At 64.4% G+C, this 15,548-nt stretch carries 12 protein-coding genes; 9 read left to right on the forward strand and 3 right to left on the reverse strand.

Going from position 1 to position 15,548, the window contains the following annotated elements; genetic code table 11:
- Positions 1-107 precede the first annotated feature (107 nt).
- Positions 108-1,007 carry a LysR family transcriptional regulator gene (locus tag B161_RS0115560; protein WP_018634371.1) on the reverse strand — a complete coding sequence of 300 codons (900 nt, stop codon included), beginning with the start codon at positions 1,005-1,007 and terminating at the stop codon, positions 108-110.
- A gap of 104 nt (positions 1,008-1,111) precedes the next feature.
- On the opposite strand from B161_RS0115560, the gene B161_RS0115565 reads away from it, so the two are divergent.
- On the forward strand, positions 1,112-1,885 hold the full coding sequence (locus B161_RS0115565) for an SDR family oxidoreductase (RefSeq protein WP_018634372.1): 774 nt from the start codon (positions 1,112-1,114) through the stop codon (positions 1,883-1,885).
- Between the two features lie 113 nt (positions 1,886-1,998).
- Here B161_RS0115565 and B161_RS0115570 read toward each other — a convergent pair whose 3' ends face one another.
- Positions 1,999-2,784 carry a hypothetical protein gene (locus tag B161_RS0115570; RefSeq protein WP_018634373.1) on the reverse strand — a complete coding sequence of 262 codons (786 nt, stop codon included), beginning with the start codon at positions 2,782-2,784 and terminating at the stop codon, positions 1,999-2,001.
- Positions 2,785-3,293: 509 nt separating this feature from the next.
- Between B161_RS0115570 and B161_RS0115575 the strand changes: the two genes are divergently transcribed.
- Complete coding sequence (locus B161_RS0115575; RefSeq protein WP_018634374.1) at positions 3,294-6,083, forward strand: bifunctional aconitate hydratase 2/2-methylisocitrate dehydratase; 2,790 nt, start codon at positions 3,294-3,296, stop codon at positions 6,081-6,083.
- A gap of 98 nt (positions 6,084-6,181) precedes the next feature.
- Here B161_RS0115575 and B161_RS0115580 read toward each other — a convergent pair whose 3' ends face one another.
- The gene (locus B161_RS0115580) at positions 6,182-6,739 is read right to left on the reverse strand and encodes a TetR/AcrR family transcriptional regulator (protein ID WP_205619278.1); all 558 of its coding nucleotides are present in this window, start codon (positions 6,737-6,739) and stop codon (positions 6,182-6,184) included.
- A gap of 367 nt (positions 6,740-7,106) precedes the next feature.
- On the opposite strand from B161_RS0115580, the gene B161_RS0115585 reads away from it, so the two are divergent.
- The 7 genes from B161_RS0115585 to B161_RS19910 all read left to right on the forward strand — a co-directional run bounded on the left by B161_RS0115585 (position 7,107) and on the right by B161_RS19910 (position 15,165).
- On the forward strand, positions 7,107-7,913 hold the full coding sequence (locus tag B161_RS0115585; RefSeq protein ID WP_018634376.1) for an SDR family NAD(P)-dependent oxidoreductase: 807 nt from the start codon (positions 7,107-7,109) through the stop codon (positions 7,911-7,913).
- Between the two features lie 45 nt (positions 7,914-7,958).
- Positions 7,959-9,080: a DUF5938 domain-containing protein gene (locus B161_RS0115590; RefSeq protein WP_018634377.1), complete on the forward strand. Its 1,122-nt coding sequence runs from the start codon at positions 7,959-7,961 to the stop codon at positions 9,078-9,080.
- A 1-nt stretch (position 9,081) separates the two neighbouring features.
- Entirely contained in the window at positions 9,082-10,662 is a 1,581-nt protein-coding gene (locus B161_RS0115595; protein WP_018634378.1) for an AMP-binding protein, read from the forward strand.
- Between the two features lies 1 nt (position 10,663).
- Positions 10,664-11,851, forward strand: coding sequence for a lipid-transfer protein (locus tag B161_RS0115600; protein ID WP_018634379.1), 1,188 nt, complete (start codon positions 10,664-10,666; stop codon positions 11,849-11,851).
- A 57-nt stretch (positions 11,852-11,908) separates the two neighbouring features.
- Positions 11,909-12,799 (forward strand): transporter, encoded by an 891-nt coding sequence (locus B161_RS0115605; RefSeq protein ID WP_018634380.1) that lies wholly within the window; start codon positions 11,909-11,911, stop codon positions 12,797-12,799.
- 274 nt (positions 12,800-13,073) lie between these two features.
- Positions 13,074-14,462: a YncE family protein gene (locus B161_RS18320; protein WP_018634381.1), complete on the forward strand. Its 1,389-nt coding sequence runs from the start codon at positions 13,074-13,076 to the stop codon at positions 14,460-14,462.
- 271 nt (positions 14,463-14,733) lie between these two features.
- Complete coding sequence (locus tag B161_RS19910; RefSeq protein WP_407635471.1) at positions 14,734-15,165, forward strand: SDR family oxidoreductase; 432 nt, start codon at positions 14,734-14,736, stop codon at positions 15,163-15,165.
- Positions 15,166-15,548: the final 383 nt, after the last annotated feature.

The raw sequence follows: 15,548 nt of genomic DNA on the forward strand, positions 1-15,548 counted from the left end.
ACGTCGAACCGCATCTACAATCCCGGCTTCGGTTGCGGATGCGGCCGCGTTTCTCGCCGCGATCCGGAGCGAGCCCTGAATCAGCGGCGGTCCGGCGCGCAAGCGGCTCAGGCGAAAGCGCTTGAGATCTTTTCAGCCAGCCAATCGGCGAAGAGGCTGAGGCGCCGCGTCGGGCGAGCCCCGCCGGGGAACAGAAGATGCGCCGGCAAAGGCGCAGGACGGGCCTCAGGCAGAATCTCGACCAGCTCGCCCGCCTCCAGATGCGCGGCGACGTCATAGGCGGGGATCTGGATCATCCCCAATCCTGCGAGGGCGCAGGCGATATAGGCCTCGGCGTTGTTGGCGCTGACCCGCCAGGGCGCAGGACGGGTCCGCACGCGCCCGCCCTCGATCCATTCCCAATCCGCCACCCGCCCCGAGGCGGGCGAGGCGTAAGCCACCTGAACATGACGATCAAGATCGCTCAGACCTTGCGGCGTTCCGTGGCGCGCCAGATAGGCGGGGCTGGCGACGTTGATCTGAAGGATCTCCCCAAGGCGCCGGGCGCGCAGGCTGGAATCCGGCAAGACGCCGATCCGCAAAGCGCAATCCACCCGCTCGCCCACCAGATCCGCCGGACGATCCGTCGCGCCCAGCTCCACGAGGACGCCCGGCCAGCGCTCCAAAAACTCCGGCAGAGCGGGCGCGACGATCAGGCGCCCCACCCGCCCCGGAACCTCCACGCGGATGCGCCCCTCCAGACCTCGCGCGGCGCTGCGGAACATCGTCTCCATCTCCTCATGCTCAGAGAGGAGAGCGAGGCAGCGCTCGTAAAACTCCACGCCTTCGTCGGTCGGATGGAGGCGGCGCGTCGTGCGCTGCATGAGGCGGGCGCCCAACCGGGCCTCAAGCTCGGCCACCGCCGCCGAAACGCTGGAGCGCGGCTTCTGCAAGGTGTCGGCCGCGCGCGTGAAGCTGCGGGCCTCCACGACCCGGACGAAGATCCGATAAAGGTCGATGCGGTCCATTGTTCGCCGATCCTGACAAGTGAAGCTGGAATACGCGGATTAAACCGAAAATCCCAGCAGATATTCTCCGCTCAAGATCAACGGACGGCATATGGAGAACCACCATGACCATTCGCAGCGTCAAAGATAAGACCATTCTGATCGCAGGCGGCGCCAAGAATCTGGGCGGCCTGCTCGCCCGCGACTTCGCCGGACTCGGCGCCAAGGCGGTGGCCGTGCATTACAACAGCCCCGCCACGGCGGCGGAGGCCGAAGCCACCGTGGCCGCAGTCAAGGCCGCCGGAGCCCAAGCCGCCGCCTTTCAGGCCGATCTGACCACCGCGGGCGCGATGAAGAAGCTTTTCGCCGACGCTCAGGCCGCCTTCGGACGCCCGGACATCGCCATCAACACCGTGGGCAAGGTGCTCAAGAAGCCCATCGCCGAGATCTCCGAAGCCGAATATGACGAGATGAGCGACGTCAACGCCAAGGCGGCCTTCTTCTTCATCAAAGAGGCGGGCGCGGCGCTGAACGACAATGGATCGATCTGCACGCTGGTGACCTCGCTGCTGGGCGCCTATACGCCCTTCTACGCCAGCTACGCCGGAACCAAGGCGCCGGTGGAGCATTTCACCCGCGCCGCCTCGAAGGAGTTCGGCGCGCGGGGAATCTCGGTGACGGCCATCGGCCCCGGCCCCATGGACACGCCTTTCTTCTATGGTCAGGAGGCGCCCGACGCGCAGGCCTATCATAAGTCGGCCGCCGCGCTCTCCTCGATCTCGAAGACCGGCCTGACCGACATCGAGGACATCGCGCCGTGGATCCGCTTCCTCGTCACCGAAGGCTGGTGGATGACTGGCCAGACCATCCTCGTCAACGGCGGCTACACCACGAAATGATCTCGCTCGGGCCCGGCTCTCCGCCATGGAGCCGGGCTTACGCCTTCGCGGTTCTCAGAACGCCCCGATCCCCTCGATCCGCGCCTTAACAAGGAGCGTCTTCCGCGAGCGCGTCAGACGACCTCCACGCCGAAGAGCTGCAGCCGCGTGAGGGCGGGGAAAGGCGAAGGATCTTCGGCTTTGACGAGCCTGTGCAGCTTCGCTCCGGAAACCACGCGCGGAGAAAAGCCGAATTCCTGCGCCGCGCCGGTTTTCCGCAGGTCGAGAATCTCCTCGCTTCCATCGGAGAAGCCGAGGGTCGCGCGCCTCCACCAGGCGTCATGCGGGAAATCCGCGCGCAGAGTCAGCGCCGCGCCGTCCAGAAGCACAGGACGTCCGAAGTCCAGCGTGAGCGCGGCCTCCGGATCGCGGTTGATCCCCCAACTCGTATAGGGCCAAAAGCCGTGATCGTCGTTGGCGCATTCCCCGTCTATGGCGTTGCGCGCGGCGAAGACGGCCTCTCCTCGCGTCTCGACGTTCGCGCTGGCGTGCGGAAACAGCGCGGCCGCGCCGGGGTCGTCCCAAGGATTCAGCGCGAGATCCCGCCTCGCCGCCAATTCCTCCGGACGGGCCGGGCGCAGCCAGAGCCGGTGCAGCTCTCCCGTGAATGATTTGGGGGAGTAGGTTTTTTTGCGATCTCCGAAGGGGACCGGCACTTCATGGCGGCCCGGCCGCATGAACACGAGCGCCGGAGCGACCGCGTCGTCCAGAGCCAACCAGACATGCGCCTCGCTGGTCGTGGAGAAGATGAGGCGGTCGCCCGGCTCATAGGCTTTGCGATGGACGAGGAAGATCTCCCCTTCGCCGGAGGCCTCGGCCAAAATCCGCCCCGAACCGGACGAAACTTCTAACCGCATCATGAAGCGCTTCCTTTCCTCAAGCTCTCCGGCGCGGCTGAAGCCCTGCTCGCAAGCCCCGCCGGATTTTCCGCCTTCGCCGCTTCTTCAAGCTTCAAGCGCCTGCGAAAGTCAATCGCGGGCGGTCCATTGGGGCGGCCTCTCGATCGGTCGGGCCGGAGGCGCCGCGCCGCTGTCGGCCTCCGCGCAGGTTGCGCCGCAAGATCGCCCGCGCCGGGGCGCCGGGGCGGGGCGGCGGATAAGCCAAAGGCGGCGAATTCAACGCCTTCGGGAGATCCCATGCGATCACCCGGCGCATCGCTCTTTCTTGATCGGTCTTCGCAGGAGCGAAAGCATTTTTTTTGCTGAAATCCGGTGATGAAATACGATAACTTGTCGGTCGGTTTCGTCGGGCGGTCTCGGCGGGCGGTCTCGGCGGACGCGCCAAGGCTCCCAAGACCTTGGGCGAAGGAACGATGCGGGTTGGTGGCGCTGGGTTTCAGCTCCGTACGCCTCATGACATGGGGATTGCGATGAACCTTTATTCAGATTATCTGGCTGAGATCGAAAGCAGAAAAGCTCAAGGGCTCGCGCCTAAGCCGATCGACGACGGCGGCCTCGTGGGCGAAATCATCGCGTTGATCGAGGCCCCCGGCGACGAGCGCCGGGCGGACGCCCTGAAGTTCTTCATCACTAACACCCTGCCCGGCACCACGAGCGCCGCGGGCGTCAAGGCGGCCTTCCTCAAGCGAATCATCCTCGGCGAAACGGTCGTCCCGGAGATCACGCCCGCCTTCGCGCTCGAACTCCTGTCCCATATGAAGGGCGGACCCTCGGTCGAGGCGCTGCTCGACATCGCCCTCGGGAAAGACGCCGCGCTCGCCGCGCAGGCGGGCGAGGTGCTGAAGACTCAGGTCTTCCTCTACGACGCCGACATGTTCCGCCTGCGCGACGCCTATAAGGCGGGGAGCGCCGTCGCGAAGGGCGTCCTCGAAAGCTACGCCAAGGCCGAATTCTTCACCAAGCTCCCCGAGGTCGAGGACGAGATCAAGGTCGTGACCTTCATCGCCGCCGAAGGCGACATCTCGACCGATCTGCTCTCGCCCGGCAATCAGGCGCATTCGCGCTCCGACCGCGAGCTGCACGGCCAATGCATGATCACGCCTGAGGCTCAGCAGGAGATCGTGGCGCTGAAGGCCAAGCACCCGGACAAGCGGGTGATGATGATCGCCGAGAAGGGCACGATGGGCGTGGGCTCCTCGCGCATGTCCGGCGTGAACAACGTGGCGCTCTGGACCGGCAAACAGGCGAGCCCCTATGTGCCCTTCGTGAATTTCGCGCCGGTCGTGGCGGGCACCAACGGCATTTCGCCGATCTTCGCCACCACCGTCGACGTGACCGGCGGCATCGGCGTCAATCTGAAGAACTGGGTCCGCAAGACCGGCGCCGACGGCAAGCCGGTCCTCGACGGCGAAGGCAATCCGATCCTCGAACAGAAATTCTCGGTCGAGACCGGAACCGTCCTCGTCATCGACGTGAAGAATAAGAAGCTCCGCGACGCGGACGGCAAGGAATTGGTGGACGTCGCCGCCGCCTTCACGCCCCAGAAAATGGAGTTCATGAAGGCCGGAAGCTCCTACGCCATCGTTTTCGGCAAGAAGCTCCAGACCTTCGCCGCCCAGACCCTCGGAATCGAGGCGCCCCTCGTCTTCGCGCCGAACAAAGAGATCAGCGTCGAGGGCCAGGGCCTGACCGCCGTCGAGAAGATCTTCAACCGCAACGCCGTCGGCGTGACGCCGGGCAAGGTGCTGCACGCCGGATCCGACGTGCGGGTCAAGGTGAACATCGTCGGCTCTCAGGACACCACCGGCCTGATGACCGCCCAAGAGCTGGAGGCCATGGCGGCCACCGTCATTTCTCCGCTCGTGGACGGCGCTTATCAATCGGGCTGCCATACGGCTTCGGTCTGGGACAAGAAGGCTCAGGCCAATATTCCGAAGCTCATGTCTTTCATGAACAACTTCGGCCTGATCACCGCCCGCGATCCCAAGGGCGTCTATCACTCGATGACCGACGTGATCCACAAGGTGCTGAACGACATCACCGTGGACGATTGGGCGATCATCATCGGCGGCGACAGCCATACCCGCATGTCCAAGGGCGTGGCCTTCGGCGCCGACTCCGGCACCGTGGCGCTGGCTCTGGCGACCGGCGAGGCGACCATGCCGATTCCGCAATCGGTCAAGGTGACCTTCAAGGGCGCGATGCAGCCGCATATGGATTTCCGCGACGTGGTCCACGCCACGCAGGCCCAGATGCTGAAACAATGCGGCGACAACGTCTTTCAGGGCCGCATCATCGAAGTCCACCTCGGCACGCTGCTGGCGGACCAAGCCTTCACCTTCACCGACTGGACGGCCGAGATGAAGGCCAAGGCCTCGATCTGCATTTCGCAGGACGACACGCTGATCGAGTCGCTGGAGATCGCCAAATCGCGCATCCAGATCATGATCGACAAGGGCATGGAGAACGCCGCGGGCACGCTCAAGGGCCTGATCGCCAAGGCGGACGCGCGCATCGCCGAAATCCGCTCCGGCGAGAAGCCCGCCCTGACGCCCGACGCCAATGCGAAATATTTCGCGGAGGTCGTGGTGGATCTGGACGTGATCGACGAGCCGATGATCGCCGATCCCGACGTCAACAACGCCGACGTCTCCAAGCGCTACACCCATGACATGATCCGCCCGGTGTCTTACTACGGCGGCTCCAAGAAGGTGGATCTGGGCTTCGTGGGCTCCTGCATGGTGCATAAGGGCGATATGAAGATCGTCGCCCAGATGCTGAAGAATCTGGAGAAGGCTCAGGGCAAGGTGGAGTTCAAGGCGCCGCTCGTGGTGGCCGCCCCGACCTACAACATCATCGACGAGCTGAAGGCCGAAGGGGATTGGGAGATCCTCCAGCGCTATTCCGGCTTCGAATTCGACGACTTGCTCCCGAAAGGCAAGGCGCGGACCGAATACGAGAACATCCTCTATCTGGAGCGCCCCGGCTGCAATCTCTGCATGGGCAATCAGGAGAAGGCGGAGAAGGGCGACACCGTTCTGGCGACCTCGACGCGCCTCTTCCAAGGCCGCGTCGTGGAGGATACGGCCGAGAAGAAGGGCGAATCGCTGCTGGCCTCGACTCCGGTGGTGGTGCTCTCGGCGATCCTCGGCCGCACGCCGAACGTGGATGAATATAAGGCCGCCGTCGAAGGGATCGATCTGACCAAGTTCGCCCCGCCGAAGGCTCCGCGGATCGACGCCTTGTCCATCCAATATTAAGGCGTCAGGCCGGAGCGGCCGCAGACGGACGCGCGATCGCAGGGGGCTCTGAGGTTTCTCAGGGCCCCTTTCTCATCTTGGCGATAAGGGGCGAGGCTTCAGCGGATGAGCGTCGTCAGAATCCGACGCGCTTCCTCCTGAAGCTCGGCGGAGGCGGCGGCCTCGCCGGTCAGATGGCGCAGAAGGCTCCGCTGGAAAATCCCGTCGAAGAGGCCGTAAAGCGCCGCCGGAGACAGCCCGATGGCCCGGCCGCTCAGCTCCGAAAGCCGCGCCCCGATGCGCCAGACCATGTTTTCGAGGCGCTGGTCGATCTCGACCACATCGGCCTGAAAGGCCTCCTCGAACATGGCCTGCGCGCGCAGATCATACCAGAGCCGATGAGTCAAAGCGTCCTCGCGCAGGGTCTCCGCGAGTTTGGCGGCCACGCCTTCGATCAGTTCGCCGGGGGTCTCCGCCCGGATCGTCACCTGATCGTAGCGCGTCGCGCAGACGGCCTTGTATTGGCGCATGGCGCAGCAGATCAGATCCGTCTTGTCTTTGAAGTAATAATGCAAAACGCCATGCGTGAAGTCGGATTTATCCGCGATGTCGCGCAGGCTGGTCCGGGCGTAGCCTAATTCGGCGAGCGTCTCCAGCGCCGCCCCGGCCAGCGCCATGCGGCGGCTCTCCACCTTGTCGAGGGCTTTGTCGAGGGCGGGCGCCCGCGGACGCCGGGTCCGCCGAGGCGCTTCCTGCGCCTCCGTTCGTCTCGCTTCCGCCTCGTTCAGCCGCCCGATCATTCCGCCTCTCGCATTCTGTCAGATTCAGCGCGTTCAGAGCGAAGATTTAGGGAGGACGCAGGGAAAAGTCACGCCGCTTGACGCTATTTGACGGTCGTCAAAAGTTATTTATACGATTGTCATAAATAATCTTGACAGTTGGTCAGATTCTTTTGAAATCTGGAGACGGGCGGAACAATCAAAACGACCACGCCCGGTCAGGGGCCCGCGCGAAGACGGGCCGATCCTTAGGGAGGATCTTCAGGTGAGCGTTCAAAGACTCGAAGGCCGCACGGCTTTCGTCACGGGCGGAGCGCGCGGCATCGGCGCCGCCGTCGCTCAGGCTCTGGCCGCCTCGGGGGCCTCGGTGATGATCGGCGATCTGCTGGAGGATCTCGCCCGCGAGACCGCCGCGCGGATCGCCGCCGAAACCGGCGCCCGAACCGCCGCCATCCGGCATGACGTGACCGACGAAGCCCAATGGGAGCGCGCCGTGGCGCAGACCCTCGCCGTTTTCGGCGGCTTCGACATTCTGGTGAACAACGCCGGGCTGGAGATCACGTCTCTGGTGGCCGATCTCGCCGCCGAGGACATCCGCCGCATGTGCGAAGTCAACGTGGTGGGCTCGGGTCTGGGCATGAAGCACGCCTTCCGCGCCATGCGTCCCGGAGGCCCCGCCGGAAAGGGCGGCGCGGTGATCAACATCTCTTCGGTGGCGGCGACCATCGCCTTTCCGGCCATCTCGGCCTATTCCGGCACGAAATCCGCCGTGGACCGCATGACCCGCGTCGCCGCCGTGGAGGCGGGCAAGCTCGGCTATGGGGTGCGGGTGAACTGCCTTTATCCCGGCCTCATCCCCACGGATATGGGCGTGGCACTGGCGCAAGACATCGTGCGGCTCGGGCTGGCGCCGGATATGGACGCCGCCGTCGGGGGCGTCATCGCCCAAACGCCGCTCGGACGCCTCGCGGAGGTCGGCGACGTGGCCGACGCCGCCGTCTTCCTCGCCTCGAACGAGGCCCGCTTCATCACCGGCGTCGGTCTGCCGGTCGAGGGCGGCATGGGGACTTGATCCCCGCATCTCCCATTCTGGAATCTTCCATCAGGAGTCCTTCCCATGTCCGACAAGAAGCCCGTCGTCGTCTATGGCGTCTCGGGATACACCGGCAGGCTGATCTGCGAATATCTGCGCGAATATCACATCCCCTTCATCGCCGCCGGACGCGATAAGGACCGCGTGGCGGAAGTGGTCGCGAAGATTCCGGGCATCGAGACGGCGGATTACGAAGTCGTCGGCGTGGAGCATACGCCCGAAGCTCTGACCGAGCTTTTCAAAGGCGCGAAGGTGGTCTGCAACACGGTCGGCCCCTTCATCAAGCTGGGCCCGGCGGTGGTCGAAGCCTGCCTCGCGGCGGGATGCCATTACCTCGACACCACCGGCGAACAGGATTGGGTGAAGCTCTGCGACGAGGAATGGGGCGCGAAATTCGCGAAAGCCTCGCTGCTGCTCTCGCCCGGAATCGCGCATATGTACACCACCGGCGAGATCGCCGCGAACATCGCGCTGGAGACGCCGGGCCTCGACACGCTGGACATGCTGGTGCTCTGGAAGGGCCTGCCCACCATCGCCTCGACTCAGACGATCTTCACGATCCTCAAGGCGAACTGGTATTATCTGGAGCAGAATAAATATGTGGAATGGGATCTGACCTCGAATTTCGAAGTCTCGGTGCCCGGCCAGCATATGAGCGCCATCGCCGTGCCCTGGGGCGGCACCTCGCATCCGGTCTGGTTCAAGAACGATCCCCGCGTGGCCAATTGCAAGGTGATCGGCGGCGTGATCCAGCGCGAGATCATGCAGGGCGTCGTCCAGACCATGCAGATGGTCAAGGAGAAGATCAAACCGCTGCCCATGGAGCAACAAGAGATCGAACTTGGCAAGATCGCCGCCAGCGTTCAGGGCTCCATGCCGCCGCGCGAGAATCCGCGCGTCAACACCTCGGTGGATTCGGTCCACGCCTCGGGGCCGCTGGGCCGCTCCCATGTCGTGATCCACGGCAACAGCAATTATAAGCAGACCGGCATGTTGCAGGCCTACGCCGCGAGCTGGCTGGTTCAGGCGCCGCCGCTGCGGGTGGGCTTCGCCTCGGCCTGTCAGGCTTTCGGACATCGCAGCCTGCTCGGCCAGTTGCGCATGTTCGGGCTCGTCGCCGAGCCCATCGTCACCGTGAACGCCTGAGATGGCCGCCTCCGAAGCCGATCCCCGCATTCAGGGATCGGGCGCCCGGCTGGTCGATTATCTCGACAAGGGCGCGAGTCTGGGGGCGCAAGCCCCCTGCCTCACCATGGACGAGCGCAGCCTCGCCTACGCCGAGGTTCAGGGGATCAGCTGGCGGGTGGCGCGGAGCCTCGACGCCTCGGGGATCGCGCCCGGCGAGAAGGTCGCGATCCTCTCGGGCAACGACCCCATAGCCTTCTCCTGCGTCTTCGGGATTTCGCGGTCGGGCGCGGTCTGGTGCCCGGTGAATCCGCGCAACGAGGCTTCGGAGAACCGCTTCATCCTCGACGCCTTCGATTGCGCGGCGCTGATCTTCCACAGCGATTTCCAGAAGATGGTCGAGGTTCTGCGGCCTTCGCTGCCCAAGCTGCGGCTGCTGGTCTGCCTCGACCGCGATCTGGATTTCGCGCCCTCGCTGGAAAGCTGGCTGGCGGAGGCCCCCGCCTCCCCCTTCGAGCGCGCGCCGCCCGATGATCTGGCCATGATCCCCGGCACCGGCGGCACCACCGGCAAGCCCAAGGGCGTGATGTTGTCGGGCCGCAATCTGGAGGCCATGACCGCCATCACGCTCATGAGCTATCCTTTCGAGGATCGCCCGGTCTATCTGGCCCTTGCTCCGCTGACCCACGCCGCCGGAGTCCTCTGCTTCCCGATCCTCTGCCTCGGCGGGCGGATCGTGATCATGCATCATGCGGATATGGGCGAATTCCTGCGGCTGATCGAGGTCCATCGGGTTTCGCATGTCTTCTTGCCCCCCACCGTGATCTACATGCTGCTTGATCATCCGGGGCTGGATTCCGCCGATCTCTCTTCTCTGCGCTGCTTCTGGTATGGCGCGGCGCCCATCTCGCCGAGCCGCCTCGCGGAGGCTCTGCGGCGGATCGGCCCCATGGCGCAGCTTTTCGGCCAGACCGAAGCCCCCATGATGATCTCGACCATGGCGCCCAAAGATCATTACAACCCCGACGGCTCGGTGAATCCGGCGCGTCTGGCTTCGGCGGGGCGCCCGAGTCCTCTGGTGCGTCTGGCCATCGTCGATCCGGAGGGGAATATGCTGCCGCAGGGCGAGCGCGGCGAGATCGTGGTGCGCGGCTCGCTCGTCATGGAGGGCTATTACAAAGACCCCGTCGCCACGGCGGACTCCGCCGTGAACGGCTGGCGCCGCACCGGAGACGTCGGGTATCTGGACGCGGAGAATTTCCTCTATATCGTGGACCGCGCCAAAGACATGATCATCACCGGAGGCTTCAACGTCTATTCGGTGGAGGTCGAGAACGCCTTGCAGGCCTATGAGGCGATTCAGGATTGCGCCGTGGTGGGCCTGCCCGACGAGAAATGGGGCGAGCGCGTCGTGGCGGTGGTTCAACCCCGTCCGGGGCGCGAGATCGACCCCGAGGCGCTGAAAGCCTTCGTCAAAGGGCGCGTCGGAGGCGTGAAGACGCCGAAGCAGATCGAAGTCTGGACCGATCTTCCCCGCTCCCGCGTGGGCAAGGTGCTCAAGGCGGAGATCAAGGCGGCTCTGCTGGCGGGAAAGGCCCTCTGAGATGACCGAGAAAACCTTCGTGGCGGGGGTCGGGATGATCCCCTTCTCCAAACCCGGCGCCTCGCCGAGCTATGACGCCATGGGCGCCGAGGCGATCCGGCTGGCGCTGAGCGACGCCGGAACCGGCTATGGCGAGGTCCGTCAGATCTACGCCGGATATGTCTATGGCGACAGCTGCGCGGGCCAGAGGGCGGCCTATCAGGTGGGTCTGAGCGGCGTCCCCATCGTCAACGTCAACAACAACTGCGCCACCGGCTCGACGGCGCTGTTTCTCGCCCGTCAGGCCGTGGCCCATGGCGTGGTCGACTGCGCCCTTGCGGTGGGCTTCGAGCAGATGACGCCGGGCGCTCTGGGCGTGGTCTTCGGAGACCGCCCCTCGCCTCTGGGCGCCTTCGACGAACAGGCCGACGCCCTCGTCGGGGCGGAGGAGGTGCCGATGGCTCTGCGCTTCTTCGGCGGCGCCGGACTGGAGCATATGCGCCGCTACGGCACCAAGCTCTCCACCTTCGCCAAGATCCGCGCCAAAGCCAGCCGTCACGCGGCGCGCAATCCGCTCGCGCTCTTCCGCAAGGAGGTCAGCGAGGAGGAGGTCCTCGCCTCGCCCATGCTCTGGGAAGGCGTGATGACCCGCCTTATGGCCTGCCCGCCGACTTGCGGCGCGGCGGCGGCGGTGGTCTGCAATGAAAGCTTCGCGCGGCGCCACGGCCTGAGCGGGCTGGTCGAGATCGCCGGACAGGCCATGACCACGGATCAGCCCTCCAGCTTCGAGAGCGGCGACATGCGGCGGGTGGTCGGCGCGGATCTGACCCGCCGCGCCGCCGAAAGCGTTTATGCTCAGGCGGGGATCGCGCCCGCCAATCTGGACGTGGTCGAGCTGCATGACTGCTTCGCCCATAACGAACTCATCACTTATGAGGCGCTCGGCCTCTGCCCCGAGGGCGAGGGCGAGGCTTTCGTGGTCGAGGGCCGCAACAGCTATGGCGGCGGGGTTGTGACCAATCCTTCCGGCGGGCTTTTGTCGAAGGGCCATCCGCTCGGCGCGACGGGCCTCGCCCAGTGTTTCGAGCTGACCCGGCAGATGCGCGGCGCCGCCGAAGCGCGTCAGGTCGAAAACGCGCGTTGGGCGCTTCAGCATAATCTCGGGCTGGGGAGCGCCTGCGTCGTGACGCTCTATCGACGCGCCGCCTAGATCGGGCGGCGCGGCGAAACTCCACCGCAAAAACAAAATCGAACATGGGAGGCGAAGATGCTCATCTGGCGTCTGCGGACGAAGATTCACGCCCTGACCTCAGCTTTGGTCGGCGCTCTGGCGGCGAGTCCCGCCGCCGCCATCGACATCATGCCGGGCGATTATACGGTTCTCCCTTCCGGGACGAATGCGGCGCTGCTCTACGGGCAATACGCCACGGCCGGCAAGCTGCATGTCGAGGGCGCGGGCGAAATCCCTGATTCCAAGCTGGAGACGGCGGTGGGGATCGCCCGTCTGCTGCATTACTCCGACATCGGCGGCGTCCCGGTCGCGGGACAGGCGATCCTGCCTTTCGGGGGGCTGACGGAGGCCCGGATCGGCGGCGCCGATCTGGAGCGGGAGAACGGCGTTGGGGACGTCACCTTCGGCGCGACGGTCTGGCCGCTGAACAGGCCGGGGCCTTACGGGACCACCCTAGGCGTGACGCTCTACGTCGCCTTTCCGAGCGGCGATCATAGCGGCGCGCCTGGCTCGCTCAGCCTCGGCTCCGGCTCCATCAACGTGACGCCGCAAGTGGGGCTGATTCAGAATCTCGGGGGCTCGTTCTTCCTCGACGCCGCGGCGGACATGACCTTCCGCGAGGATCATGACGATTTCGGCCTCAAGCATTCCCGCGATCCCTCGACGCAAGTTCAGACCTATCTGCGCTATCAAATCTCGCCCGCGACTTCGGTCTCGGTCGGCTATTCGGGGCTGTTCGGCGGAGAGGATCACGTCGACGGGGTTTATCAGGGGACGAAGACGCGCTCCGATCAACTGCGGCTCTTCGGCGCCACGATGCTCTCGCCGAGTTTGCAGGTGCAAGGCATGATCGGAACGGATCTTCAGGCGAAAGGCGGCTTCGAGCAGGACGTGGTCGCGACTCTGCGGGTGATGAAGCTCTTCTGACCCTTGAGCGCCGGGACGGCGCCGCCCTTCAGAGCAGGGGCGGCGCGCCGACAGGATCGCCCGCGTGCAGGAGGCCACGGGGCTGGATCTCGGAAGCTGGCCGGGGACCGCCGGATCACGCCGGAGGATCCGATTCCGCGCCTTGCGGAAGCGGGCCTCTTCCGCCGGAGCTATCGCGGGCGTAATCTGCTGGAGCATCTGGAGGAAAGCTGATTCCCATGCTGGCGGAATCGCGCGACGGCTCCGACGCTCTCCCTTCACGCAGGATGCTTCCATGACTCACGATCAGACGCCGGAGGCGCTCTTCGAGACGCCCGCGGAATTCTCCGGCAAGCTGCGGCTTCTCGCGGAGGCGGGCGGCCCCATCCGCCCCGGCGGCGCGGTTCTGCTGCGCGGCGAGGGCTTGCCGCCCGGCCTGCGCCTGCGTCTGACGCGCGGCGCGACTTCGCTGCATGAGGGAGCGCTCTCCGTCGACGACGCGGGCGCGCTGCTCTTCCGGTTCCGCCTGCCGGAGCGCGCGGCGGTGGGGACGCATATTCTGGCTCTGCTGGCGGAGGCCCCGCCGAGCGTCCGGCTGCTGGATCTGCGGATCTCGCCTGATCTTCCGGCCTTGGGCGCGGAGCGCTTCGCTGTGAGCTCCGGCGTTCTCTCGCCGGGGCCTTATCAGGCCGCCTGGAGCGCGAAAAGCCGCGCCCTCTTCGTCGCGACGGCCAGCCTCGGGCGCCCCGGCTCCGGGGCCGACCCCGTTTCGGCGCTGTTGAGGCTGAACCCCGAAACTCTGGAGATTCAGGCGCAGGCCTCCACGCCGCAAGCCCCTCTTCCGCCCGAGACCGCCGCCATGCTGCGCCGGAGCGGTCCGACTCCGGTCGCGGTCTTCGGCCTCGGGATCGACGAAGCGCGGGGGCGGGTCTGGGCGACCAACACTTTGCACGATACGGTCGCGGTCTATGCTCAGGACGGGCTGGAGTCGGTCAAGCAGTTTACGCCCGGCCTGCTGCGCCATCCGCGCGAGGTCGTCGTGGACGCCGCGCGCGGCCGGGCCTATGTCTCCGGCTCCGCCTCGAACGAGATCGGCGTCTTCGACGCTGAGGCTCTGGAGCCCCTGACGACCATCCGCATTTCTCCGGCGCGACGCGAAGGCGGCTTCATTCCGATGGGGCTCGCGCTGGACGCCGCGCGCGGAAGGCTTTTCGCGGTCAGCCGCGTTCTGCCGGAGATCGCGGAGATCGATCTGGAGACCAACCGCCTGACGCGCCTGCTCCCGCTGCCGGGACTCCGCAATGCGGCGGGGCTCGCCTATGACGCTTCGCGCAATCGCCTGCTCGTCGCGGCGCAGGAGAGCGACGACCTGACCGCCCTCGACGCGGAATCCGGCGCGATGATCTTTCGGACGCCGGTAGGCGCCGGAGCTTTGAGTCTGACGGTCGATCCTTCTTCCGGCGTGGCTTGGGTCGCCTGCCGCGAATCCGGGACTTTGGCGGGCGTGGATCCGCAGGGCGCGGTCGTCGCGAATTTCGATGTGGGCGGCCATCCGAACCATGTCGTCGCGGATGGAGAGGGCTCCGTCTTCGCGGTGATCAAAACGCGCGGGCCGGAAGACGCGCAAGGCGAGCGGATCGTCAGAGCGCGCGCCGTGAATCCGACTCCTCCGCCTCTGAACTAAAAACAGCGGGGGTGAATTTCACCGCGCTCTACTGAGAAGCCTTTTCCATCGAAGCCGATCAGGCTTCGCATCGTGAAAAAGCAGTTAACGCCTTTGAGTGAGCGCGAACAAATTGGTTGGAAAACGCCCTAAAATCAGGGCGCGCCAGACGACCGACTCTGAAGAAGCGTCGATAGGGAGCGGCTTCCTTGCCGAATGAGACCACAAGGCCGGACAAGAACAAGTTGAAGGGTCGTTACGTGAGACGAGCCGGACGAATTTTCTGCATTCTCTGGACGTCTCCTGTTTTTCCTTTGTGGATTTAGCGCGTCGGGCTTTGCCTTTGATGAGCGGGGGTTCTTTGCTGACCTTGAGCTATCTGGGCTCGGAGCGGGTTCCCCCGAACTACAACGTGATGGGAGTGGCGAAGGCCGCGCTTCCCGCCACCTCTGAGAAGGCAGTTGCGACCTTGGCGGAGAAACCTGGCCATGAAGAGGCGATCCTCACCGTTCAGGAAAATGTCACGCAATTAAAAGACCTAATTGAGAAGATCTCCGCTAACAGCGCGGAGCTCTCCGATCAAAACCCTCAACAGGAATTACCGCCTTCACCTTCTCCGAGCCCCTGGCATCTGCCGTTCGAGGCCAACATCTCGCCGCGCCGCGCTCGATCTGCCTCCAGGCCACTACGTGTGGCTTGCGAAATTCTCATTGGCCGACCGTGATCGGGTGCTGCAGGTTCTGGGTTTACATAAACTAAAATAAAATTCCTGGTGTATATTGAATATGATCATAAGATAACTCTTAGAAAGCCAAGATAAATATACAGGCATGGTGTTTTTATTCCATGCATGTGGTTTGTTGGGGTGTAATTATTTTATAATATGCAGGTTTATATTTAATGGATTTATTATATTTATTTTCCAAATAATTAAGGTTTTTTATGTTTAGTTTTTTCAGTTACTTCTTGAAGCCAGTGTTGCGCCTGACGCGGTTTGATAGGGCAGTTTCGGGAACGATTTTGAAATTATCACGGCACCATTTTTAAACAATGAATTCAAGATTCAAGATTTTATCTGTGGTTTTATTTTGGTTTTTATTTTTATAT

This window comes from Neomegalonema perideroedes DSM 15528 (genome assembly GCF_000374145.1).
Taxonomy (GTDB): Bacteria; Pseudomonadota; Alphaproteobacteria; order Rhodobacterales; family Rhodobacteraceae; genus Neomegalonema; species Neomegalonema perideroedes.